Genomic DNA, 26,144 nt, shown 5'->3' with positions numbered 1-26,144 from the left:
CGATCACTATGATCAGCAGTCGTCCCGTGCCGCGCGGAATGCACCATCGATGCGGGCAGCCCTAATAGCCTCGTCAGCAAGGAGAGTGTCGCCGCGTGGGTGAGCAACCCGTCGACCTGTCGCCCGAAGCGTTGACCGCGGCGGTCAACGCCGCGCGGCAGGCCTTCACCCGGGCCGACGACCTCGACGCGCTGGCGCGCGCCAAGACCGAGCACCTCGGCGACCGCTCACCGCTGGCGCTCGCGCGCCAGGCGCTGGGGAGCGTTGCCAAAGACCAACGCGCCGATGCCGGCAAGCGGGTCAACGCCGCGCGGGGCGAGGCCCAGCAGGGGTACGACGAACGCCTCGCGGCCCTGCGCGCCGAACGCGACGCCGCCGTGCTCGTCGCCGAGCGCATCGACGTCACGTTGCCGTCGACGCGGCAGCCGACCGGGGCGCGGCACCCGATCACGATCCTCGCCGAACACGTCGCCGACACCTTCATCGCCATGGGTTGGGAAGTGGCCGACGGCCCCGAGGTCGAGAGCGAACAGTTCAACTTCGACGCGCTCAACTTTCCCGCCGACCACCCCGCGCGCAGCGAGCAGGACACCTTCTACATCGCGCCCGAGGATTCTCGGCAGCTGCTGCGCACCCACACCTCGCCGGTGCAGGTGCGCACGCTGCTGGCCCGCGAGTTGCCCGTCTACATCGTCTCGATCGGCCGCACGTTCCGCACCGACGAGCTCGACGCCACTCATACCCCGGTCTTCCACCAGGTCGAGGGCCTGGCGGTGGACCGCGGCCTGTCCATGGCGCACCTGCGGGGCACGCTCGACGCGTTCGCGCGCGCCGAGTTCGGCCCCGAGGCGCGGACCCGCATCCGCCCGCACTTCTTTCCGTTCACCGAGCCCTCCGCGGAGGTCGACGTGTGGTTCGTCGGCAAGAAGGGCGGCCCGGGCTGGGTGGAGTGGGGCGGCTGCGGGATGGTGCATCCAAACGTGTTGCGGGCGGCCGGAATTGACCCCGAGGAATACTCCGGCTTCGCGTTCGGCATGGGCCTGGAACGAACGCTGCAGTTCCGCAACGGGATTCCGGACATGCGCGACATGGTCGAGGGCGACGTCCGGTTCTCGCTGCCGTTCGGGGTGGGTGCCTGATGCGCGTTCCGTACAGCTGGCTGCGCGAGGTCGTGAACGCCGGCGCGCCGGGCTGGGACGTGGCCCCCGCCGAGCTGGAGCAGGCGCTGGTGGACATCGGCCACGAGGTCGAAGAGGTTCTCACCCTCGGCCCGGTCGAGGGCCCGCTTACGGTGGGCCGCGTCACCGACATCGAGGAACTCACCGGTTTCAAGAAGCCGATCCGGTTCTGCCACGTCGACGTGGGCGAGGATAAAGACCGCGAGATCGTCTGCGGCGCAACCAACTTCGTGGCCGGTGACCTCGTGGTGGCGGCGCTGCCGGGCACCACGCTGCCCGGCGGATTCGCCATCGCCGCGCGTAAGACCTACGGCCGCACCTCGGAGGGAATGATCTGCTCGGCGGCCGAACTCGGTTTGGGCGCCGACCATTCCGGGATTCTGGTGCTGCCGCCGGGCACCGCCGAAGCCGGCGCCGACGGCCACGCCGTGCTGGGCCTCGACGACGTGATCTTCCACCTGGCCATCACCCCCGACCGCGGTTACGGCATGTCGCTGCGGGGCCTGGCGCGCGAGGTCGCCTGCGCCTACGACCTGGACTTCGTCGACCCCGCGGACGTCAAGCCGTTGCCGGCCAACGGGGAGGCCTGGCCGCTGACGGTGCAGCCCGACACCGGCGTGCGGCGGTTCGCGCTGCGCCCGGTCACCGGCATCGAGCCGGCTGCCGTGTCACCGTGGTGGCTGCAGCGCCGCCTGCTGCTCTCGGGCATCCGCCCCACCTCCCCGGCGGTCGACGTCACGAACTACGTGATGCTCGAGCTGGGCCACCCCCTGCACGCCCACGACCGTAACCGCATCACCGGCGGCTTCGGCGTGCGCTTCGCCCGTCCCGGCGAGACCGTCGTCACCCTCGACGACATCGAACGCAAACTGGAACCGGCCGACGTCCTGATCGTCGACGACACGGCGACCACGGCGATCGGCGGCGTGATGGGCGCGGCGAGCACCGAGGTGCGCGCCGATTCCACCGACGTGCTGCTCGAGGCCGCGGTCTGGGATCCCGCCGCGGTGTCGCGCACCCAGCGCAGATTGCACCTGCCCAGCGAGGCCGCCCGCCGCTACGAGCGGGGCGTGGATCCGGCCATTTCCGTTGCCGCGCTGGACCGCTGCGCCACGCTGCTCGCCGAGATCGCCGGCGGCGCGGTGTCCGACACGCTGACCGATTGGCGGGGCGACCCGCCCCGCGACGAGTGGGCCGGGTCGCCGATCGACATCGCCGCCGACCTGCCCGGCCGCATCGCCGGTGTGGCCTACGCTTCGGGCACGGCCGCCAAGCGGCTGTCCCAAATCGGTGCCGGCGTCGCCGAACGCGGCGACACGCTGACGGTCACCCCACCCAGCTGGCGACCCGACCTGCTGCAGCCCGCCGACCTCGTCGAGGAGGTGCTGCGGCTCGAGGGCCTGGAGGTCATCCCGTCGGTGCTGCCGTCGGCGCCGGCCGGCCGCGGGCTGTCCGCCGTGCAACAGCGCCGCCGCGCCATCGGCAGGTCGCTGGCCCAGTCCGGGTACGTCGAGATCCTGCCGACGCCTTTTCTGCCCGCCGGGGCGTTCGACCTGTGGGGGCTGCCGCCCGACGATCCGCGGCGCGTCACGACCGACGTGCTCAACCCGCTGGAGGCCGACCGCCCGCACCTGGCCACCACCCTGCTGCCGGCGCTGCTGGAAGCCTTGGTGCGCAACGTATCCCGCGGTTTGGTCGACGTTTCGCTCTATGCCCTTGCGCAGGTGGTGCAGCCGACAGCAGAGACCCGCGGCGTGACGCCGATCCCCGTCGACCGCCGGCCCACCGACGCCGAGATCGCCGCGCTCGACGCGTCGTTGCCGCGCCAACCCCAGCACGTCGCCGCGGTGCTGACCGGCCTGCGGGAAGCGCGCGGCCCCTGGGGGCCGGGCCGGCGCGCCGAGGCCGCCGACGCGTTCGAGGCGGTGCGCATCATCGCCCGCGCCGCCGGCATCGACGTCCGGTTGCGGGCGGCGCAGCAGCTGCCGTGGCACCCGGGCCGCTGCGCCGAGGTGCTCGTGGGCGACACGACGGTCGGGTACGCGGGCCAGCTGCACCCGGCCGTGACCGAGCGCTCCGGGCTGCCCAAGGGCACCTGCGCCCTCGAGCTCGATCTCGACGCCGTGCCCCTCGCCGCGGCGCTGCCCGCGCCCCGGGTGTCTCCGTTCCCGGCCGTCTTCCAGGACGTCAGCCTGGTGGTGCCGGCGGACGTACCGGCTCAGGCGGTGGCCGACGCCGTGCGCGAAGGCGCGGGCGAGCTGCTGGAAGACCTGCAGCTGTTCGACGTTTTCACCGGCCCGCAGATCGGGGAGGACCGCAAGTCGCTGACCTTCGCGCTGCGGTTCCGGGCGCCGGACCGCACGCTGACCGAGGACGACGCCACCGCGGCCCGCGAGGCCGCCGTGCGCCGGGCCGCCGAGTCGGTCGGCGCCGAGCTCCGCGCCTGATGGAATGGATTTGCAAACTACTGCATAACCATGCAAAATCGTCGAAATGGCCGACGTGATCAAGGTGGCAGTTGCCGGTGCCAGCGGCTATGCGGGCGGTGAAATCCTCCGCCTGCTGCTCGGGCACCCGGCCTACGCCCAGGGGCGCCTGTCGATCGGCGCGCTGACCGCCGCTGCCAGCGCCGGCAGCACGCTCGCCGAGCACCATCCGCACCTGACGCCGCTGGCCCAGCGCGTCGTCGAGCCGACCGAGCCCGCCGTGCTCGCGGGCCACGACGTGGTGTTCCTGGGCTTGCCGCACGGCCATTCGGCCGCGCTGGCCTCTCAGCTCGGCCCCGACACCGTGATCATCGACTGCGGCGCGGACTTCCGGCTCACCGACGCCGCCGCGTGGGAGCGGTTCTACGGCACCCCGCACGCCGGCAGCTGGCCCTACGGGCTGCCGGAGCTCCCGGGCGCGCGCGAGCGGCTGCGCGGCGCGCGCCGCATCGCGGTTCCCGGCTGCTACCCGACCGCGGCGCTGCTGGCGTTGCTGCCCGCGCTGGCCGAGGACCTCGTCGAGCCCGCCGTCACGGTCGTCGCCGTCAGCGGCACCTCCGGGGCCGGGCGGGCGGCCAAGACCGACCTGCTGGGCGCCGAGGTCATCGGGTCGGCGCGCGCCTACAACATCGCCGGGGCGCACCGGCACACCCCGGAGATCGCCCAGGGGCTGGGGGCCGTCACCGGCCGCGACGTGACGGTGTCATTCACCCCGGTGCTGATCCCGACGTCGCGCGGGATCCTGGCCACGTGCACCGCCCGCACCCGTGCGTCGTTGCCGCAGCTGCGGGAGGCCTACGAAAAGGCTTACGACGCAGAGCCTTTCATCTACCTGATGCCCGACGGTCAGCTGCCCCGCACGGGTGCGGTGATCGGCAGCAACGCGGCGCACATCGCCGTCGCGGTGGACGAGGCGGCCCAGACATTCGTGGCGATCGCCGCGATCGACAACCTGGTCAAGGGCACGGCCGGGGCCGCCGTGCAGTCGATGAACCTGGCACTGGGTTGGCCGGAGACGGAAGGCCTTTCGGTGATCGGGGTGGCGCCGTGACGCGCACCGAGACGCCGCGGTTGCTGCGCGAGCAGGGCGTCACCGCGCCGGCCGGATTCCGGGCGGCGGGCATCGCCGCCGGCATCAAGGCCTCGGGCAAGCGCGACCTGGCCCTGGTCTTCAACGAGGGGCCCGATTACGCGGCCGCCGGCGTGTTCACCCGCAACAGGGTCAAGGCCGCGCCGGTGCTGTGGAGCCAGCAGGTGCTGAGCACGGGCGCGCTGCGCGCGGTGATCCTCAACTCCGGCGGCGCCAACGCCTGCACCGGGCCGGGCGGGTTCCAGGACACCCACGCCACGGCCGAGGCCGTCGCGGCCGCGCTGTCGGACTGGGGCACCGAGACCGGGGCCATCGAGGTCGCGGTGTGCTCCACCGGGCTGATCGGCGACCGGCTGCCGATGGACAAGGTGCTGTCCGGCGTGCGCGCGATCGTGCAGGACATGGCCGGCGGCCTGTCCGGAGGCGACGATGCGGCCCAGGCCATCATGACCACCGACACCGTGCCCAAACAGGTTGCGCTGCACCACCCGGACAGCTGGACGATCGGCGGGATGGCCAAGGGCGCGGGCATGCTCGCGCCGTCGCTGGCGACCATGCTCTGCGTGCTGACCACCGACGCGGCCGTCGACGCCGCCGCACTGGACTCCGCGCTGCGCCACGCCACCGCGCGCACCTTCGACCGGCTCGACATCGACGGCGCGTGCTCGACCAACGACACGGTGCTGCTGCTGGCCTCCGGGGCCAGCGGGATCGCCCCGGACCAGCGCGACCTCGACGACGCCGTGCTGCGTGTCTGCGACGACCTGTGCGCGCAGTTGCAGGCCGACGCCGAGGGCGTCACCAAGCGCGTCAACGTCACCGTCACCGGCGCCGCCTCCGAGGACGACGCCCTGGTCGCCGCGCGGACCATCGCCCGCGACAGCCTGGTCAAGACGGCGGTGTTCGGTTCGGACCCCAACTGGGGCCGGGTGCTCGCCGCCGTCGGCATCGCGCCCATCGCCCTGGATCCCGATCGGATCACGGTGTCGTTCAACGGCTCCACGGTCTTCGCCGACGGGGTGGGGGCGCCGGGGGCGCGCGAGGTGGATCTCTCGGGAGCCGACATCGACATCGCCGTCGATCTGCGGCTCGGCGACGGACGGGCCACCATCCGGACCACCGACCTGTCCCATGGTTACGTCGAAGAGAATTCGGCCTACAGCTCATGACCCGCGCCAGCGACTTATCCACCGCGGTCAAGGCGCAGGTGCTCGCCGAGGCGCTGCCCTGGCTCAAGCAGTTGCACGGCAAGGTCGTCGTCATCAAGTACGGCGGCAACGCCATGACCGACGACACGCTGCGGCACGCATTCGCCGCCGACATGGCGTTCCTGCGCAACTGCGGCGTGCACCCCGTCGTCGTGCACGGCGGCGGCCCGCAGATCAGCGCGATGCTGCGCCGGCTCGGCATCCAGGGTGACTTCAAGGGCGGATTCCGGGTCACCACACCGGAAGTGCTCGACGTGGCGCGGATGGTGTTGTTCGGCCAGGTCGGCCGCGAGCTGGTCAACTTGATCAACGCGCACGGACCGTACGCGGTCGGCATCACCGGCGAGGACGCCCAGCTGTTCACCGCCGTGCGGCGCAGCGTCACCGTCGACGGCGTGGCCACCGACATCGGCCTGGTGGGAGACGTCGAGCGGGTCAATACCGCCGCGGTGCTGGATCTTATTGCCGCACGGCGCATTCCGGTGGTGTCGACGCTGGCGCCGGACGCCGAAGGTGTGGTGCACAACATTAACGCCGACACCGCCGCGGCGGCGCTGGCCGACGCGCTGCACGCCGAGAAGCTGTTGATGCTCACCGACGTCGAAGGCCTGTACACGAGTTGGCCCGACCGCGATTCGCTGGTCAGCGAAATCGACACGGCCACACTGTCGCAACTGCTACCCACGCTGGAGGCGGGCATGATTCCCAAGGTCGAGGCGTGTCTGCGGGCCGTGACCGCGGGCGTGCCGAGTGCGCACGTCATCGACGGCCGGGTCGAACATTGTGTGCTGGTGGAGCTTTTCACCGACGCGGGCACGGGCACCAAGGTGGTACCGGCATGAGTAATACCGACGCCCTGAAGCGGCGCTGGGAAGCCGTGATGATGAACAACTACGGCACCCCCGCGATGGCCCTGGCCAGTGGCGACGGGGCCGTGGTCACCGACGTCGACGGCAAGAGCTACCTCGACCTGCTGGGCGGCATCGCGGTCAACATCCTGGGCCACCGCCACCCCGCGATCATCGAGGCCGTCACCCGGCAGATGGCGACGCTGGGCCACACGTCCAACCTGTACGCGACCGAACCCGGCATCGCGCTGGCCGAGGAACTGGTGGCCCTGCTGGGCGCGCCCGAGGAAACGCCGGCGCGGGTGTTCTTCTGCAACTCCGGCACCGAGGCCAACGAGGTGGCCTTCAAAATGTCCCGGCTCACGGGCCGCACGAAACTGGTTGCCGCGCACGAGGCTTTCCACGGCCGGACGATGGGATCGCTGGCGCTGACCGGGCAGCCGAGCAAGCGGGCGCCGTTCGCCCCGCTGCCCGGCGACGTCACCTACGTGCCGTACGGCGACGCCGCGGCGCTGGCCGCGGCGGTCGACGACGACACCGCGGCGGTGTTTCTGGAGCCGATCATGGGGGAGAGCGGCGTCGTCGTCCCGCCCGAGGGATACCTGGCCGCCGCGCGCGATGTCACCGCGCGGCACGGCGCCCTGCTGGTGCTCGACGAGGTGCAGACCGGGATGGGCCGCACCGGAACGTTTTTCGCCCACCAGCATGACGGCATCACCCCTGACGTGGTCACGCTGGCCAAGGGGCTCGGCGGCGGCCTGCCCATCGGGGCGTGCCTGGCCGTCGGGCGCGCCGCCGAGCTGATGACGCCGGGCCTGCACGGCAGCACCTTCGGCGGCAATCCGGTCTGCACCGCGGCGGCGCTGGCGGTGCTGCGGGTGCTGGCGTCCGACAACCTGGTCCGCCACGCCGAGGTGCTGGGCAAGTCGTTGCGGCACGGCATCGAGGGGCTCGGTCACCCGCTCGTCGACCACGTGCGCGGGCGCGGACTGCTGTGCGGGGTGGTGCTCACCGCGGCGCGGGCCAAGGACGCCGAGGCGGCCGCGCGCGAGGCCGGGTTCCTGGTGAACGCCGCCGCGCCCGACGTCATCCGGCTGGCGCCGCCGCTGATCATCACCGAAGACCAGCTCGACGGGTTCATTTCCGCGCTGCCGGGAATTCTCGAGGGGGCCGCACGTGGTTAGGCATTTCCTGCGCGACGACGACCTGTCGCCCACCGAGCAGTCCGAAGTGCTGCAGCTGGCCGCCGAGCTGAAGAAGGACCCGTTCAGCGCCCGCCCGCTGGAGGGGCCGCGCGGGGTCGCGGTCCTGTTCGACAAGAACTCCACCCGCACCCGGTTCTCGTTCGAGGTGGGCATCGCCCAGCTCGGCGGGCACGCCGTCGTCGTCGACGCCCGCAGCACCCAGCTGGGCCGCGACGAGACCCTGGAGGACACCGCGCGGGTGCTGTCCCGCTACGTCGAGGCCATCGTCTGGCGCACGTTCGCCCACGAGCGACTCGAGGCGATGGCCGGGGCCGCGACGGTGCCGGTGGTCAACGCGCTGTCCGACGAGTTCCACCCCTGCCAGGTGCTCGCCGACCTGCAGACCATCGCCGAACGCAAGGGAGCGCTGCGTGGCCTGCGGATGACCTACCTCGGCGACGGCGCCAACAACATGGCGCACTCGTTGATGCTCGGCGGGGTCACCGCCGGCATCCACGTCACGATCGCCGCCCCGGACGGCTTCGCCCCCGATCCGGCGTTCGTGGCCGCGGCCCGCCGGCGCGCCGAGGACACCGACGCCTCGGTCACCGTCACCGCCGACGCCGGGGCGGCCGCGCGCGGCGCCGACGTCCTGGTCACCGACACGTGGACGTCGATGGGACAGGAGGGCGACGGCCTGGACCGGGTCAAACCGTTCCGGCCGTATCAGATCAACGCCGACCTGCTGTCGCTGGCCGACCCGGAAGCCGTTGTGCTGCACTGCCTTCCGGCTCATCGCGGCGACGAGATCACCGACGAGGTGATGGACGGCCCGGCCAGCGTGGTCTTCGACGAGGCCGAGAACCGGTTGCACGCCCAAAAGGCGCTGCTGACATGGCTTTTGGAGCGGCGGTCATGACCCGCTCGAAAACCACGCCCGAAACCACCCGGGCCGGGCGCCAGGACCGCATCGTGGCGATCCTGTCGTCGGCGTCGATCAGCAGCCAAAGCGAACTGGCGGCCCGGCTGGCCGGCGAGGGCATCGAGGTCACCCAGGCCACCCTGTCGCGCGACCTGGAGGAGCTGGGCGCGGTGAAGCTGCGCGGCGCCGACGGCGGCGTCGGCGTCTACATCGTTCCCGAGGACGGCAGCCCGGTGCGCGGCGTGTCGGGCGGCACCGCCCGGCTGTCCCGGTTGCTCGGCGAGCTGTTGGTGTCGGCCGACTCCAGCGCGAACCTCGCGGTGCTGCGCACCCCGCCCGGCGGTGCCAACTATTTGGCCAGCGCGATCGATCGCGCGGCGCTACCGTACGTCGTCGGCACCATCGCCGGCGATGACACCGTCTTCGTGGCCGCCCGAGAGCCGATGACCGGCGCCGAACTGGCCACCACATTGGAAAAACTCACGTAAGCGATTTCAACCTAAGGAGATTGGTTCATGTCAGAACGCGTCATCCTGGCGTATTCCGGCGGTCTGGACACCTCGGTGGCCATCAGCTGGATCGGCAAGGAGACCGGCCGTGAGGTCGTAGCGGTGGCGATCGACCTCGGCCAGGGCGGCGAAGACATGGAGGTCATCCGCCAGCGGGCCCTGGACTGCGGGGCGGTGGAGGCCGTCGTCGTCGACGCCCGCGACGAATTCGCCGAGGGTTACTGCCTTCCCACCATCCTGTCCAACGCCCTCTATATGGATCGCTACCCGCTGGTGTCGGCGATCAGCCGGCCGTTGATCGTCAAGCACCTGGTGGCGGCGGCGCGCGAGCACGGCGGCAGCATCGTCGCGCACGGCTGCACCGGCAAGGGCAACGACCAGGTCCGGTTCGAGGTCGGATTCGGTTCGCTGGCACCCGATCTCGAGGTGCTGGCGCCGGTCCGCGACTACGCCTGGACGCGCGAGAAGGCGATCGCGTTCGCCGAGGAGAACGCCATCCCGATCAACGTCACCAAGCGCTCGCCGTTCTCGATCGACCAGAACGTGTGGGGCCGCGCGGTGGAAACCGGCTTCCTGGAACACCTTTGGAACGCGCCCACCAAGGACGTCTACGCCTACACCGAAGACCCCACGCTGAACTGGAGCACCCCAGACGAGGTGATCGTCGGGTTCGAGCGCGGCGTGCCGGTGACGATCGACGGCAAGCGGGTGTCGGTGCTGGACGCCATCGAGGAGCTCAACACCCGCGCCGGCGCGCAGGGCGTCGGCCGCCTCGACGTCGTCGAGGACCGGCTGGTGGGCATCAAGAGCCGCGAGATCTACGAGGCGCCCGGCGCCATGGTGCTCATCACCGCGCACACCGAACTCGAACACGTCACGCTCGAGCGCGAGCTGGGCCGGTTCAAGCGGCACACCGATCAGCGTTGGGCCGAGCTGGTGTACGACGGGCTGTGGTACTCCCCGCTCAAGGAGGCGCTGGAGAGCTTCGTCGCCAAGACCCAGGAGCACGTGACGGGCGAGGTGCGAATGGTGTTGCACGGCGGCCACATCGCGGTCAACGGGCGGCGCAGCGCCGAATCGCTGTACGACTTCAACCTGGCCACCTACGACGAGGGCGACAGCTTCGACCAGTCGGCCGCGAAGGGTTTCGTCTACGTGCACGGCCTGTCGTCGAAGATCGCGTCCCGCCGGGACCAGACGGTGACGGGCCCGGCCGAAGCGTGAGCACCCGCGAGGGATCGCTGTGGGGCGGGCGGTTCGCCGACGGCCCGTCGGACGCGCTGGCCGCGCTGAGCAAGTCCACCCATTTCGACTGGGTGCTGGCCCCTTACGACATCGTCGCCTCGCGGGCCCACGCCGTGATCCTGTTCCGGGCCGGGCTGCTGACCGAAGAGCAGCGCGACGGGCTGCTGGCCGGCCTGGACCAGCTCGCCTCCGACGTCGCCGACGGCAGCTTTTCGCCGCTGGTCACCGACGAGGACGTGCACGCGGCGCTGGAACGCGGGCTGATCGACCGCGTCGGGCCCGAGCTGGGCGGGCGGCTGCGGGCCGGCCGGTCGCGCAACGACCAGGTGGCCACCCTGTTCCGGATGTGGCTGCGCGACGCGGTGCGCCGGGTCGCCGCCGGGGCGCTGGACGTCGTCGGCGCGCTGGCCGCCCAGGCCGCCGCCCACCCCGACGCCATCATGCCCGGCAAAACCCACCTGCAGTCCGCCCAGCCGGTGCTGCTGGCCCACCACCTGCTCGCGCACGCCCACCCGCTGCTGCGCGACGTCGACCGCCTCGTCGACTTCGACAAGCGGGCCGCGATCTCCCCGTACGGCTCCGGGGCGCTGGCCGGGTCGTCGCTGGGCCTGGACCCCGGCGCGATCGCCGCTGAGCTCGGCTTCGCGGCCCCCGCCGACAACTCCATCGACGCCACCGCGTCCCGAGATTTCGCCGCGGAGGCGGCGTTCGTCCTCGCCATGATCGGCGTCGACCTGTCCCGGCTGGCCGAGGACGTCATCCTGTGGAGCTCGACCGAATTCGGCTACGTCACCCTGCACGACTCGTGGTCCACCGGCAGCTCGATCATGCCGCAGAAGAAGAACCCGGACATCGCCGAGCTGGCCCGCGGCAAGTCGGGTCGGCTGATCGGAAACCTGGCCGGCCTGCTGGCCACGCTGAAGGCCCAGCCGCTCGCCTACAACCGTGACCTGCAGGAAGACAAGGAACCGGTGTTCGATTCGGTGGCCCAGCTGGAGCTGGTGCTGCCCGCGATGGCGGGGCTGGTGGGAAGCCTGACGTTCGACGTCGACCGGATGGCCGCCCTCGCGCCGGCCGGCTACACGCTGGCGACCGACATCGCCGAATGGCTGGTGCGCCAGGGGGTGCCGTTCCGCTCCGCGCACGAGGCCGCCGGTGCGGCCGTGCGCGCCGCCGAGCAGCGCGGCGTCGGGCTCGACGAGCTGACCGACGACGAGCTGGCCGCCATCAGCGGCGACCTGACACCGCAGGTTCGCGAGGTCTTGACGATCGAGGGCTCGGTGGCGTCGCGCGACGCGTGGGGCGGCACCGCGCCGGTCCGGGTCGCCGAGCAGATCGAAAACGTCCTGGCCAGCGCCGGAACGCTCAAAGAGCGGCTCGAGGACCGGGCGCGCGGGAGCCGTTGAGATGACGTCGGTTTCCGTGCCCCGCGCTGTCGCGCCGACTAGACTGCGGGCTCAAAGCGATCCGGATGAACGTTTCGGGCCGGATCCCCGTGACCAAGGGGTGGGAAACCAATGAGCGTCGTCGCCGGCGTCTTCGGTGCGCTACCGCCGCACCGTTATTCGCAGCGCGAGCTCACCGACTTCTTCGTCAGCATCCCCGAGTTCGCGGACTACGAAGACATCGTCCGGCAGCTGCACGCCAGCGCCAAAGTCGACAGCCGCCACCTGGTGCTGCCGCTCGAGCAATACCCCACGCTGACCGACTTCGGCATGGCCAACCGGATCTTCACCGAGCACGCCGTGAACCTCGGCTGCGAGGCGCTGTCCGGCGCGCTCGACGAGGCGGGACTGCGGGCGCAGGACGTCGACGTGCTGATCACGACGACCGTCACGGGGCTGACGGTGCCGTCGGTGGACGCCCGGATCGCCGCGCGGCTCGGCCTGCGCGACGACGTGCGCCGGGTGCCGCTGTTCGGCCTCGGCTGCGTGGCCGGAGCGGCCGGTGTCGCCCGAGCGAACGACTACCTGCGTGGCGCGCCCGACGCCGTCGCCGCCCTGGTCTCGGTCGAGCTGTGCTCGCTGACCTACCCCGGATACAAGCCGTCGCTGGCGGGGATGGTCGGCAGCGCCCTGTTCGCCGACGGCGCCGCGGCGGTGGTGGCCGTGGGCGACCGGCGCGCCGAACAGCTCGCCGCCGCCGGGCCCAGCGTGCTGGATTCGCGCAGCCACTTGTATCCCGATTCGCTGCGCACCATGGGCTTCGACGTGCGTTCGGGCGGATTCGAGCTCGTGCTGTCGAAGGACGTCGCGGCGGTCGTGGAGCAATACATCGAGGACGACGTCACCCAGTTTCTCGGCGCCCATGGCCTGACGCCGACCGACATCGGCGCGTTCGTCAGCCACCCCGGCGGACCCAAGGTCATCGAGGCGATCAACGCGGCGCTCAGCCTGCCGCCGGAGGCCCTCGAACTCACCTGGCGTTCGCTCGGCGAGATCGGCAATCTTTCGTCGGCGTCGGTGTTGCACGTGCTGCGCGACACCCTCGCCAAGCCGCCGCCGAGCGGAAGTCCCGGCCTGATGCTCGCGATGGGGCCGGGATTCTGTTCCGAATTGGTGTTGTTGCGTTGGCACTGATGGTCGCTCGTGTACCTCCGTTCCTGCCCTGAGGCGCCCTCTTGGGGCGGCGGGGAGGTTGTGACGGTGGGTCGACCGACGGCCCTTTGGAGGAGTCGGCGCTGTGAGTGACACGAAAGGCCGCGTTCGATGAACGGCAACACCGAAGAGCTCGTCCGGGCCCTTCGCCAATCGCTGAAGGAAAACGAGCGGCTCAAGCGCGAGAACCGCCAATACCTCGCCGCCACCACCGAACCGGTGGCGGTGGTGGGCATGGGATGCCGCTATCCCGGTGGGGTGGACTCGCCAGAGGCGTTGTGGGAGATGGTGGTTGAGGGCCGCGACGTCATCTCGGAGTTCCCGTCGGACCGCGGCTGGAGCCTGGCCGGGCTCTTCGATGCGGATCCGGACGCGGTCGGAAAGTCCTACGCGCGCTGCGGCGGGTTCCTCTCGGACGTCGGGGATTTCGACGCCGCCTTCTTCGGGATCGCGCCCAGCGAGGCGCTGGCGATGGACCCGCAGCAACGCCTGTTGCTCGAGGTGTCGTGGGAGGCGTTGGAGCGGGCCGGAATCGATCCCGTCACCCTGCGCGGTTCCTCGACCGGCGTGTTCGCCGGGATCTTTCACGGCTCCTACGGGGGACAGGGCCGGGTGCCGGGACACTTGGAGCGATACGGCCTGCGCGGCTCGACGCTCAGTGTGGCATCCGGGCGGGTGGCGTACTCGTTGGGGCTCGAGGGCCCGGCGGTCTCCGTCGACACGGCGTGTTCGTCGTCGCTGGTGGCCCTCCATTTGGCGGCGCAGTCGTTGCGTTCCGGTGAATGCGATCTGGCGCTGGCCGGCGGCGTGACGGTGATGGCCACGCCGGCGATGTTCATCGAATTCAGTCGCCAGCGGGCGCTGGCCGCCGACGGCCGCTGCAAGGCCTACGCGGGCGCGGCCGACGGCACCGGGTTTTCCGAGGGCGTCGGCGTGCTCGTGCTGGAGCGGCTGGCCGACGCGCGCCGGCTCGGGCATCCGGTGCTGGCCGTGATACGCGGGTCTGCGGTGAACCAGGACGGCGCGTCCAACGGGCTTGCGACGCCCAACGGGCCCTCGCAGCAACGGGTGATCCGGGCGGCGCTGGCCAACGCGCGGCTGGGCGCCGCGGACGTGGACCTGGTGGAGGGCCATGGGACCGGCACCACGCTCGGGGATCCGATTGAGGCGCAGGCGCTTCTGGCCACCTACGGGCAGGACCGGCCCGCGGACCGGCCGCTGTGGCTGGGGTCGATCAAATCCAACATGGGTCACACGTCGGCCGCGGCCGGCGCCGGCGGAGTGATCAAGATGGTGCAGGCGATCCGCCACGGCGTGATGCCCAAGACGCTGCACGTGGATGAGCCGACGCCGCACGTGGATTGGTCGGCCGGCGCGGTGTCGCTGCTGACCGAATCGCGGCCGTGGTCCACGCCCGACCGGCCGCGCCGCGCGGGCGTCTCGTCGTTCGGCATCAGCGGCACCAACGCGCACGTCATCGTCGAGCAGTATGCGCCGGAGCCCGAAAGCGACTCGCCCCCAGGCGATGACGTGGTGGCGCCGTGGGTCCTCTCGGCCCGGTCGGCCGAGGCGCTTGCGAACCAGGCGGCGCGGCTGCTGGCGCACGTGAAGGCCCACCCCGCGCTGCGGGTGGTCGACGTGGGCTGGTCGCTGGTCGCGACGCGGTCGCGCTTCGAGCACCGCGCGGTGGTCGTGGGTGCCACCGGCGCGCAGCTGCTGCGGGGGCTGGCCGAGTTGGCGGCCGGCGAGCAGGGGGCAGGCGTCGCGGTGGGCCGGGCGCAGTCGCCCGGCAAGACGGTGTTCGTGTTCCCCGGCCAGGGCTCGCAATGGGCCGGCATGGGCGCCCAATTGCTGGACGGCTCAACGGTGTTCGCCGAGCAGCTGCACCGGTGCGCGGGGGCGCTCGCCGATCATGTCGACTGGTCGCTGATCGACGTCATCCGCGGCGCGCCGGGCGCGCCCGGACTGGACCGGGTGGACGTGGTGCAGCCGGCGCTGTGGGCGGTCATGGTGTCGCTCGCGGAGTTGTGGCGTTCGGTGGGCGTGGTGCCCGATGCGGTGATCGGTCATTCCCAGGGCGAAATCGCTGCGGCCTGCGTGGCGGGGGCGCTGTCGCTGGAAGACGCCGCCCGGGTGGTGGCGCTGCGCAGCAGGCTGCTGGTGGGGCTGTCGGGCCGGGGCGGCATGGTCTCGCTGGCCTGCGCCCTGCCGCGCGCCGAGCAGCTGATCGCGCCGTGGGATGAGCGATTGAATATCGCCACGGTCAACGGTGTTTCGGCGGTGGTGGTCTCCGGCGAGGTGGACGCGCTGACCGAATTGATGCGGCGGTGCGAAGCCGACAACATCCGCGCCCGCCGCATCGATGTCGACTACGCCTCGCATTCCGCCGCGGTGGACGCGATCCGCGAGCCGCTCGCCGCGGCGCTGGACGGCATTGCACCGCGGTCGTCCTCGGTCGCGTTCTTCTCCACCGTGACCGGTGAGCTCATGGACACCGCGGGACTGGACGCCGACTACTGGTTCCGCAGCATCCGGCAGACGGTGCAGTTCGAGCGGGCCGTCCGCGGCGCCTGCGAGGCGGGCTATCGGGCGTTCATCGAATCCAGCCCGCACCCCGTGCTGATGGCCGCCATCGAAGAGACCATGCCCGACGACGAACAGGGCTGCGTCATCCCGTCGTTGGGCCGCGACGACGGCGGCCCGGACCGCTTCTGGCTCTCGGCCGGGCAGGCGTTCGTGGCGGGCGTGGGTGTGGACTGGCGCGCCGCGTTCGACGGCCTGGGCGGCCGGCGTGTCGACCTGCCCACGTACGGGTTTGTGCGGCAACACTTTTGGCTTCCAGGCGGATCGACGGGCTCGTCTGACGCCGCCACCCTGGGGGTTAGCGGTGCCGAGCACGGGCTGCTCGGCGCGGTGGTGCCCCGGCCCGACTCCGGCGGTGTGGCGCTCACGGGCCGGGTGTCGACGGCCGCCCACCCCTGGTTGGCCGATCACGCGGTGGGCCAGACCGTCTTGTTCCCCGGCGCGGGATTCGTCGAGCTGGCCATCCGCGCGGGTGACGAGGTCGGCTGCGGCGTGCTCGACGAGCTGACCCTGTCGGCGCCCTTGGTGCTGCCCGCCGGCGACGGAGTGCAGGTGCAACTCGTGGTCGGGGCGGCCGACGAGTCGGGCCGGCGTCGGCTGTCGGTGTATTCGGATGCCGCGCAGCCGGGTTCGGAGTGGGTGTTGCACGCCGAGGGACTGTTGCGGCCGGGGGCGGTGACTCCGGCCGCGGACCTCTCGGTGTGGCCGCCCGTCGGGGCGACCGCGGTCGAGGTCTCGGGCGCCTACGCCGCGCTCGCCCGGCGCGGCTACGAATACGGCCGCGCATTCCAGGGATTGCGGGCGATGTGGCAGCGCGGGGACGAGCTCTTCGCCGAGGTCGCCGTGCCCGACGCCGCCGCGGCCGACGGCGGCTTCGGAATCCATCCCGTGCTGTTGGACGCCGCGCTGCAAGCGATCGGGGCCGCCGGCGAGCAGGACATGACCGTGTTGCCGTTCTCCTGGCAGGGCGTGTCGTTGCACGCGTCGGGCGCGGCGCGGGCGCGGGTACGGATCGCGCCCGCCGGCGCCGGGGCGGTCTCGGTGGAATTGGCGGACGGAGCGGGGCTGCCGGTGCTGTCGGTGGGCGCGTTGGCCATGCGCCCGGTCTCCGCCGAGCAATTGGCCACCGCGGCGGCACCCACGCAGCGCCCGCTCGCCCAGGGAGTGCTCGACCTGACCTGGTCACCGATCACGCTGGGCGGCGAGGACGACGGCGCAAAGGCCACGGTGTGGGAGTTGGCAGATCACGGCGGCGACGTGGTGAAGTCGGTGCACGCGGCGGCCGCCGAGGCCTTGGAGGTGCTGCAATCGTGGTTGCGCGCCGACGGCGACGGGGTGCTGGCCGTGCGGACCCGCGGCGCGGTCGCGCTTGCCGGCGAAGACGTTTCGGACCTTTCCGGCGCCGCGGTGTGGGGCCTGGTGCGCTCGGCGCAGGCCGAGCACCCCGGCCGCATGGTGCTGATCGACTCCGACGGGTCGCTGGATCCCCACGCGGTAATCGGTTGCGGTGAGCCGCAAGTGGTGGTCCGCGGGGGCGTCGCCTATGCGGCCCGGCTGCGGCTGGTGCGGGCGGACTCCGCGATCGGCCTGCCGGCCGGTGGCTGGCGGTTGGACGCCGGCGGCGAGGGCACCCTGGAGGACCTCGTCGTAAGCCCTTGCCCGCGAACCGAATTGATCGCGGGGCAGGTGCGGGTGGCGGTGGCCGCGGTCGGGGTCAACTTCCGCGATGTGCTGGTGGCGCTGGGGATGTATCCCGGCGGCGGCCAGCTGGGGGCCGAGGGCGCCGGTGTGGTCGTCGAGGTCGCCCCCGACGTGACCGGGTTGGCCGTCGGTGATCCGGTCATGGGGTTGTTGGGGGTCGTCGGCTCCGAGGCGGTGGTCGACCAGCGATTGGTGACACCGGTGCCCGACGGGCTGTCGCTGGTCGCGGCCGCCGGCGTGCCGGTGGTATTCCTCACCGCGCTGTACGGGTTGTCGGTGCTGGCGGGGCTGCGCTGCGGGGAGCGCGTGTTGGTGCACACCGCCACCGGGGGAGTGGGCATGGCCGCGGTGCAACTGGCGCGGCACTGGGGTGCGGAGGTGTTCGTCACCGCAAGCCGCGGCAAGTGGGATACCTTGCGCGCGATGGGATTCGACGACGACCACATCGGGGATTCCCGCACGCTCGAGTTCGAGGAGAAGTTCCGCGCGGTGGCGGGTGACCGCGCCTTCGATGTCGTGCTCAATTCCCTGGCCGGCGATTTCACCGACGCCTCGCTGCGGCTGTTGGCGCCCGGTGGGCGATTCATCGAGATGGGCAAGACCGACGTCCGCGACCCGCGCGTCGTCGCCGAACAATATGGGGGCGCCCAGTACCGGGCCTTCGACCTGTTGGAGGCCGGCCCGGACCGGACGGCGGCCATGCTGGCCGAGATCGTCGGATTGTTGACCCGCGGGGTCTTGACACCGTTGCCGCAGAAGACATTCGACGTCCGCTGCGCCGCGGCGGCCTACCGGTACGTCAGCCAGGCCCGCCACGTCGGCAAGGTCGCGCTCACCGTGCCGTCGGGGCCCGGCGAGGTGCTCAGCGGCTGCGGCGGCGGGCTGGCCGGGGGCAGTGTGGTGATCACCGGCGGCACTGGGATGGCCGGTTCGGCGCTGGCCCGCCACCTCGTCGACCGCTACGGGGTGGCCCACGTGGTGCTGGTCAGCCGGGCCGGCGCGGAGGCCCCCGGTGTCGCGGAACTGGTGGACGGGCTGAAGCGGGCCGGCGCCGACGTGTCGGTGGAGGCCTGCGACGTCGCCGATCCCGACGCGGTGGGGGCGATGCTTTCCCGGATACCGGCGCACTATCCGCTGCGCGGCGTCGTTCACGCCGCCGGGATCCTCGACGACGGGTTGATCTCGTCGCTGACCCCGGACCGGGTGGACGCGGTGCTGCGGGCCAAGGTCGACGGTGCCTGGAACCTGCACCAGCTCACCCGCGATCTGGATTTGTCGGCGTTCGTGGTGTTTTCGTCGATGGCCGGGATCGTGGGGACCCCGGGACAGGCCAACTACGCGGCGGCCAACAGCTTCCTCGACGGGCTGGCCGCCTACCGGCGCGCCCACGGCCTCGCGGGCCTGTCGCTGGCCTGGGGCCTGTGGGAACAGGCCTCGGCGATGACGGCGCACCTCGGCGACCGGGACAAGGCCCGGATGAGCAGGATCGGCCTGGCGCCGCTGCCCACCGGGCAGGCCTTGGCGGCCTTCGACGCCGCCATGCTGGTCGACCGTCCGGTGCTGGTGGCCGCCGCCGTGGACCGGGCCGACCTGTCGGACAACGTCGCCGCGCTGCCGCCGCTGCTGCGCGAACTCGCCGCCGGCCCGGCCCGGCGCGTGGTCGACGACACCGGCGCCGCCGCGTCCAGCACGGGTCTGAGCGCACGCCTGAACGGCCTGAGCCCCGAGGCCCGGCAGCGCGAATTGATCGACCTGGTTCGCGGCAACGCCGCGATGGTCCTGGGCGTGCCGAACCCGGCCGACATCAACGTCGGCCGCGCGTTCCAGGAGCTCGGCTTCGACTCGCTCACCGCGGTCGAGCTGCGTAACCGGCTCAAAAACGCGACGGGCCTTACCCTTTCGCCAACACTCATCTTCGACTACCCCACGCCGACCGTGCTGGCTGGGCACCTGGACACACAACTGGCGGGGGCCGGCACCGACGTGCAGCCGAACCTGATGGCCCGGGTCAACGACATCACCCGCGAACTGCAGGCGCTGCTGGGCGCGCCCGACTGGAATGCCGACGACCGCTCGGTGCTGCGGGCGCGCATCCACACCCTGCTCGGCGCCATTGCGCCCGCCGATCCGGCCGACTCCGAACACCTCGACGATGACCTCGATGCCGCCACCGAAAGCCAACTCTTTGCGATCCTCGATGAAGAACTCGGCCGCTGACACCCCGCCAGGAGCGGCAACGCCCGGCACCGCGCAGCACGTCGACTACCTGAAGCGCCTCACGGCGGATCTCAGGCGGACCCGGCGGCGCGTCGCCGAGCTGGAAGGCCAACTGTCCGAACCGGTCGCGGTGGTGGGCATGGCCTGCCGCTACGCCGGCGGCGTGGACACCCCGGAAGCCCTCTGGGAGCTGGTCGCCGAGGGGCGGGACACGGTGTCGGACTTCCCGCTCGATCGCGGCTGGGACGTCGAGGGCCTCTACGACCCGGACCCGGACGCGAAAGGCAAGATGTACACCCGCCACGGCAGCTTCCTGCAGCACGCGGGGGACTTCGACGCCGGGTTCTTCGGCATCGGGCCCAGCGAGGCGCTGGCCATGGACCCCCAGCAGCGGATGATGCTGGAGATCTGCTGGGAGGCGTTGGAGCGCGCGGGAATTGACCCCTTCGCGCTGCGCGGCACGGCGACCGGAGTCTTCGCGGGGGTCATTCACGCCGGGTATGGCGGCGAGGTGAAAGGCGAGCTGGAGGGCTACGGGCTCACGGGCTCGACCTTGAGCGTCACCTCGGGCCGGGTGTCGTACGTGTTGGGGCTGGAAGGCCCGGCGGTCTCGGTGGACACCGCGTGCTCGTCCTCGTTGGTCTCCATGCACCTGGCCGCGCAGTCGTTGCGGTCCGGGGAATGCGACCTGGCGCTGGCCGGGGGAGTGACCGTCATGGCGACCCCGGCGGCGTTCGTCGAATTCAGCCGGCAGCGGGCGCTGGCGCCCGACGGTCGCTGCAAGGTGTACGCCGGGGCGGCGGACGGGACTTCGTGGTCGGAGGGCGCCGGTGTGCTGGTGCTGGAGCGGCTGGCCGACGCGCGGCGCCTGGGACACCCGGTCCTGGCGCTGCTGCGGGGCACCGCGGTGAACCAGGACGGCGCGTCCAACGGCTTGACCGCACCCAACGGGCCGTCGCAGCAGCGGGTCATCCGGGCCGCGTTGGCCAACGCCGGACTGACGGCGGCGGACGTGGATGCCGTGGAGGGCCACGGGACCGGGACCGTGCTCGGGGACCCCATCGAGGCGCAGGCGCTGCTCGCGACGTACGGACAGGACCGCCCGGCGGACCGCCCGCTGTGGCTGGGATCGATCAAATCCAACATCGGCCACACCTCGGCCGCGGCGGGCGTGGCCGGGGTGATCAAGATGGTGCAGGCGATGCGGCACGGGGTGTTGCCCAGGACGCTGCACGTGGATGTCCCGTCGCCCCACGTGGATTGGTCGGCCGGGGCGGTGTCGCTGCTGACCGACCCGCGGCCCTGGCCGGATCACGACGGGCCGCGGCGGGCAGGCGTCTCCTCCTTCGGGATCAGCGGCACCAACGCCCACGTGATCGTCGAGCAGGCACCCGCCGAACCCAACGACGTGCCCGCGGCGCACGACGGCTCGAATCCCATTGTCCCGTGGGTGGTTTCGGCACGCTCGACCGACGCGCTGGCCGGTCAGGCCCAACGCCTGCTGGACCACCTGGGCGCCACACCGGATGTGCCCGCGGTGGACGTGGGCTGGTCGTTGGCGACCACCCGGGCGGCGTTCGAGCACCGCGCGGTGCTGATCGGCGCCGACCGTGCGGGCCTGTCAGCCGGCCTGGCGGGGTTGGCCGCGGGGGCGCCGGTCCCGGGCGCGATCACCGGGCGCACCCGCGCGGCGGGCAAGCGCGTGTTCGTGTTTCCCGGTCAGGGTTCGCAGTGGCTGGGCATGGGCGCGGCCTTGTACGAACGCTTTCCCGCGTTCGCCCAGGCTTTTGACGAGACGGTGACCGCGGTGGACGCCCACTGCCGGCTGCCGTTGCGCGAGGTGATGTGGGGCTCCGACGCGGAGTTGTTGCAGAGCACCGAATTCGCCCAGCCGGCGCTGTTCGCGCTGGAGATCGCGATGGCCGCGCTGTGGGAAGCCCTGGGCGTCACACCGGATGTGGTGATCGGCCACTCCGTGGGGGAGATCGCCGCGGCCTGCGTCGCGGGCGCGCTCTCGCTGTCCGACGCGGCGCGATTGGTCGCGAGCCGGGGCCGGTTGATGGCGCAGTTGCCGCCCGGTGGGGTGATGATGGCCGTGACCGCGACCGAGGCCGACGTGGCGCCGCTGCTGAACGGCGACGTCGGCATCGCGGCGGTCAACGGCCCGCAATCGCTCGTGCTTTCGGGCTCGGAGTCGGCGGTGAAGGTGGTCGCGGACCGGCTGGCGGCCGGGGGCGCCCGGGTGCGGCAGCTGGCGGTCTCGCACGCGTTCCACTCGCCGCTGATGGAACCCATGATGGGGGACTTCGCCGCGGTGGTGGCCGGCGTGTCGGCACGCGAGCCGCGGATCGCGTTGGTGTCCAACCTGACCGGGCAGCTGGCCGGGCCCGACTATGGGACGGTCGCGTACTGGGTTGACCATGTGCGCAAGCCGGTTCGGTTCGTCGACGGCGTGCAACTGGCCGAATCGCTAGGCGCCGGTGTGTTTTTAGAGGTCGGCCCCGGGGCGGCGATGACGGCCGCGGTCGACCAGTGCCTGACCACCGACCGCGCGATGTCGGTGGTGTCGATGGCCAAGGGCCGCCCCGAGGTCGACTCGCTGCTGTCGGCGGCCGGACAGCTGTTCGCGACAGGTTCGGACCTGGACTGGTCGGCGGCGTTCACCGGGCTGAGCGCGCGGCGCATCCCGTTGCCGACGTATGCCTTTGTGCGGCGCCGGTTTTGGCTGTCGAGCGATTCGGTGGGATCGGCGAACATCGCCAGCCTGGGTCTGACCGAGGCCGAGCACGCGTTGCTGGGGGCGGTAGTGGACCGGCCGGATTCCGGCGGTGTGGTGTTGACGGGCCGGCTGTCGACGGCCGCCCAACCGTGGCTGGGCGACCACGCCGTGGCCGGCACGGTGCTGTTCCCCGGGGCGGGCTTCGTGGAGCTGGCGTTGCGGGCGGGTGACGAGGTCGGCTGCTCGGTGATCGAGGAACTGACGCTGTCGGCACCGCTAGCGGTCCCGGTGGGCGGGGTCGTGCAGCTGCAGGTGGTGGTGGAGGCGGCCGACGGCACCGGAGCGCGGGCCGTCTCCGTGTATTCGCGTGCGGCGCAAACGGATTGGATTTTGCACGCCGAGGGCTTGTTGCGCGACGGCGCGACCACCCCGGTGACGGATCTGTCGGTGTGGCCCCCCGTCGGCGCCGAGGCGGTGGACGTGGCCGGCGCGTACGACGGCCTGGCGGACCGCGGCTACGGGTACGGCCCGGCCTTTCAGGGGTTGCGGGCCGTGTGGCGGCGGGGGGCCGAAACGTTCGCCGAGGTCGAGCTCCCGCAGCACGCCGGTGTCGCGACCGGCGGCTTCGGCATCCACCCGGTGCTGCTGGACGCGGCGTTGCACGCGCTCGGGGTGGCCGACGAGCGGATCGAGACCGTGTTGCCGTTCTCCTGGCAGGGCGTGAGCCTCTACGCCGCCGGTGCATCGCGGGTCCGGGTGCGGCTGGCACCGGCGGGCACCGGCGCCGTGTCGGTCGACCTGGCCGACGCGTCGGGCCTGCCGGTGCTCTCGGTGCGGGAGTTGGTGACGCGCGCCGTGTCGGCCGACCAATTGAGGGCGGCGCTGGCGGCCCGCGCCGGGAGCGGCGAGCTCCTCGACGTGGTATGGTCGCCGATCTCGCTCCCGGGCAACGGGGTTGGCCAGGGCGTGACCGTATGGGAGCCGCCCCCCGGCGCTTCGATCACCGCGGTCTACACCGCGGCGCACGAGGCCCTCGGCGTCCTGCAGTCCTGGCTGTCCGGCGACGCGGCCGGGACGTTGGTGGTGCAGACCCGTGGTGCGGTGACCCTGTCCGCTGACGACGTCTCCGACCTGGCCGGCGCGGCCGTCTGGGGGCTGGTGCGCTCGGCGCAGGCCGAGCATCCGGGCCGCATCGTGTTGGTCGACACCGACGGCTCGTTGGACGTCGCGACGGTGATCGGTTGCGGCGAACCGCAATTGGTGGTGCGCGACGGCATCGCCCACAGTGCCCGGCTGAAGCCGGCCGGCCAGCGGGCGCTGTTGTCGCTGCCCGCGCCGCCGTCGGTGTGGCGGCTGGCCGCCGGCGACGCCGGGACGCTGGAGGATCTGGCGGTCCAGGAGTACCCGCCGGCGGAGCTGGAAGCCGGACAGGTGCGGGTGGCGGTGGCCGCGGCCGGGGTGAATTTCCGGGACGTGCTGGTGGCGCTGGGCATGTATCCCGGTGCCGCGCAGTTGGGTGCCGAGGGCGCCGGCATCGTGACCGAAGTCGGTTCCGGCGTCACCGATGTGGCCGTCGGCGACGCGGTGATGGGGATCTTCGGGCTGGCGGGCTCGGAGGCGACCGTCGATCGGCGGCTGGTCACGCGGGTGCCGCGGGGCTGGTCGATGGCTCAGGCCGCCGGCGTGCCGGTGGTGTTCCTGACCGCGTACTACGGGCTCTCGGTGTTGGCCGGATTGCGGGCGGGCCAACGGGTGCTGGTGCACGCGGCCACCGGCGGGGTCGGCATGGCCGCGGTGCAGCTGGCCCGGCATTGGGGCGCGGAGGTATTCGCGACGGCCAGTCGCGGCAAATGGGACACGCTGCGCGCCATCGGTTTCGACGATGCCCACATCGCGGATTCGCGGACGCTGGAGTTCGAGCACAAGTTCCGCGCGGCGGTGGGCGCCGGGGGCTTCGGCGTGGTGCTCAACTCCCTGGCCGGTGAATTCAACGATGCGTCCCTGCGGCTCTTGGGCCGGGGTGGTCGTTTCATCGAGATGGGCAAGACCGACCTGCGTGATCCGGATGTCGTCGCGCACGCCCACCCCGGGGTGGGGTACCGCGCCTTCGACCTGATGGAGGCCGGCCCGGATCGAATCGCGGAGATGCTGGCCGAATTGATGACGTTGTTCGCCGGTGGGGCCCTGGCGCCGTTGCCGGTCAAGGCTTTCGACGCGCGTAGCGCCGCCGACGCCTACCGCTTTGTCAGCCAGGCCCGTCACATCGGCAAGGTCGTGCTCACCATGCCGGACGGCCCCGCGGGGCTGGCGGGCGGGACCGCGCTCATCACCGGCGGCACCGGCATGGCGGGGTCGGCGGTGGCTCGCCACCTCGTCGAGCGGCATCGGGTGCCCCACGTGATGCTGGTCAGTCGCGGCGGGGAGCAGGCGGCCGGAATCGCCGAGCTGGCAGGCGAATTGCGCGACCTGGGCGCCTCGGTGTCGGTGGTGGCCTGCGATGTCGGCGACCGGGACGCGGTCGCGGCCCTGCTGGCGCGGGTGCCCTCGCACTACCCGCTGCGGTCGGTGTTCCACGCCGCGGGGGTGATCGACGACGCGATGGTCGCGTCATTGACTCCCGCGCGTATCGACGCGGTGTTGCGCGCCAAGGTTGACGGCGCGTGGCACCTGCACGAGCTGACCAAAGAACTGGACCTGGCCGCGTTCGTGGCCTTTTCGTCCATGGCCGGCATCGTGGGTGCGCCGGGTCAGGGCAACTATGCGGCGGCCAACAGCTTCCTCGACGCGCTGGCGGCCCATCGCCACGCCCGGGGACTGCCGGGATTGTCGGTGGCGTGGGGGATGTGGGAAGAGCCGTCGGCGATGACGCACCACCTCGGCGAGGCCGATCGGGCCAGGATGAGCCGGGCCGGGCTGAGCGCGTTGTCCACCCGGCAAGCGCTGGACCTGTTGGACGCCGCGCTGCTCGGCGACCGGCCCATGGTGGTGGGCACCCGCCTCGACCGGGGCGCGCTGGCGCACCACAGCGCCACGCTGCCGCCGCTGCTGAGCCAGCTGGCCACCCGCCCCGCCCGGCGGGTCCTCGAGCACACCGACATGGTGTCCCTGACGGGCCTGCGGGCGCGCCTGGACGGCCTGAGTCCCGAACAGCGACAAGCCGAATTGGTGGAACTGGTCTGCGGCAACGCGGCCACGGTACTGGGGCACACCACCGCCGACGTCAACGCCGACGACGCGTTCGGTGACCTCGGTTTCGACTCGCTGACCGCCGTCGAACTGCGAAACCGGCTCAAAATCGCTACCGGGCTAACCCTGTCACCCACGCTGATCTTCGATCACCCCACGCCGGCCGCCTTGGCCGAACACCTCGGAACCGAACTGGCCACCGGCTCCGTCGCCGCCCCGGCCACCGAGCCCGATCGCATCGCCCGGTTCGACGACATCGCGCGGGAACTGCAGGCACTGCTGGGCCGGCCCGGGCTGAGCCCCGCCGACCGGGCACAGCTCGTCGCCCGGCTCGAGGGTCTGCTGGCGACGGCGACCGGCCCGACGCCGTCCGCGCTGCCCGATCAGCCTGAGGACGCGTTCGACGACGACCTCGCCACCGCCACCGAGAGTCAGCTCTTTGCCATCCTCGACGACGAAGTCGGCCCCTGA

The 26,144-nt window shown here is 72.0% G+C and carries 12 protein-coding genes and 1 pseudogene; all 13 read left to right on the top strand.

The window, feature by feature from the left end:
• Nucleotides 1–95: 95 nt before the first annotated feature.
• The 13 genes and pseudogenes from pheS to OCQ_RS14665 all read left to right on the top strand — a co-directional run bounded on the left by pheS (nt 96) and on the right by OCQ_RS14665 (nt 26,144).
• Nucleotides 96–1,139, top strand: a complete 1,044-nt coding sequence (gene pheS / locus OCQ_RS14725; RefSeq protein ID WP_014380327.1) for a phenylalanine--tRNA ligase subunit alpha — start codon at nt 96–98, stop codon at nt 1,137–1,139.
• Nucleotides 1,139–3,625, top strand: coding sequence for a phenylalanine--tRNA ligase subunit beta (pheT, locus tag OCQ_RS14720; protein ID WP_014385098.1), 2,487 nt, complete (start codon nt 1,139–1,141; stop codon nt 3,623–3,625). Before pheS ends, pheT begins: the two co-directional genes overlap by 1 nt.
• 30 nt (nt 3,626–3,655) lie before the next feature.
• Nucleotides 3,656–4,715, top strand: a pseudogene (gene argC, locus OCQ_RS14715) (N-acetyl-gamma-glutamyl-phosphate reductase).
• Entirely contained in the window at nt 4,712–5,923 is a 1,212-nt protein-coding gene (gene argJ / locus OCQ_RS14710; protein ID WP_009954341.1) for a bifunctional glutamate N-acetyltransferase/amino-acid acetyltransferase ArgJ, read from the top strand. The pseudogene argC and the gene argJ overlap by 4 nt, the downstream one beginning before the upstream one ends.
• On the top strand, nt 5,920–6,804 hold the full coding sequence (argB, locus tag OCQ_RS14705; RefSeq protein WP_014385096.1) for an acetylglutamate kinase: 885 nt from the start codon (nt 5,920–5,922) through the stop codon (nt 6,802–6,804). Before argJ ends, argB begins: the two co-directional genes overlap by 4 nt.
• Nucleotides 6,801–7,994 (top strand): acetylornithine transaminase, encoded by a 1,194-nt coding sequence (locus OCQ_RS14700; protein WP_014385095.1) that lies wholly within the window; start codon nt 6,801–6,803, stop codon nt 7,992–7,994. Before argB ends, OCQ_RS14700 begins: the two co-directional genes overlap by 4 nt.
• Nucleotides 7,987–8,913: an ornithine carbamoyltransferase gene (gene argF, locus OCQ_RS14695; protein ID WP_014385094.1), complete on the top strand. Its 927-nt coding sequence runs from the start codon at nt 7,987–7,989 to the stop codon at nt 8,911–8,913. Before OCQ_RS14700 ends, argF begins: the two co-directional genes overlap by 8 nt.
• Nucleotides 8,910–9,404: an arginine repressor gene (locus OCQ_RS14690; protein ID WP_009954337.1), complete on the top strand. Its 495-nt coding sequence runs from the start codon at nt 8,910–8,912 to the stop codon at nt 9,402–9,404. Before argF ends, OCQ_RS14690 begins: the two co-directional genes overlap by 4 nt.
• Before the next feature lie 27 nt (nt 9,405–9,431).
• On the top strand, nt 9,432–10,649 hold the full coding sequence (locus OCQ_RS14685; RefSeq protein ID WP_014385093.1) for an argininosuccinate synthase: 1,218 nt from the start codon (nt 9,432–9,434) through the stop codon (nt 10,647–10,649).
• The gene (gene argH, locus OCQ_RS14680) at nt 10,646–12,076 is read left to right on the top strand and encodes an argininosuccinate lyase (protein ID WP_014385092.1); all 1,431 of its coding nucleotides are present in this window, start codon (nt 10,646–10,648) and stop codon (nt 12,074–12,076) included. Before OCQ_RS14685 ends, argH begins: the two co-directional genes overlap by 4 nt.
• A 111-nt stretch (nt 12,077–12,187) precedes the next feature.
• Nucleotides 12,188–13,249: a type III polyketide synthase gene (locus OCQ_RS14675; protein ID WP_008257616.1), complete on the top strand. Its 1,062-nt coding sequence runs from the start codon at nt 12,188–12,190 to the stop codon at nt 13,247–13,249.
• A 129-nt stretch (nt 13,250–13,378) separates the two neighbouring features.
• Nucleotides 13,379–19,768, top strand: a complete 6,390-nt coding sequence (locus OCQ_RS14670; RefSeq protein WP_014385091.1) for a type I polyketide synthase — start codon at nt 13,379–13,381, stop codon at nt 19,766–19,768.
• Nucleotides 19,749–26,144 (top strand): type I polyketide synthase, encoded by a 6,396-nt coding sequence (locus OCQ_RS14665; protein ID WP_008257611.1) that lies wholly within the window; start codon nt 19,749–19,751, stop codon nt 26,142–26,144. Before OCQ_RS14670 ends, OCQ_RS14665 begins: the two co-directional genes overlap by 20 nt.

Source organism: Mycobacterium paraintracellulare (genome assembly GCF_000276825.1).
GTDB classification, from domain to species: domain Bacteria; phylum Actinomycetota; class Actinomycetes; order Mycobacteriales; family Mycobacteriaceae; genus Mycobacterium; species Mycobacterium intracellulare.
The sequence above is the reverse complement of the archived record's forward strand: the minus strand, read 5'-3'. Positions and strand labels throughout refer to the sequence as shown.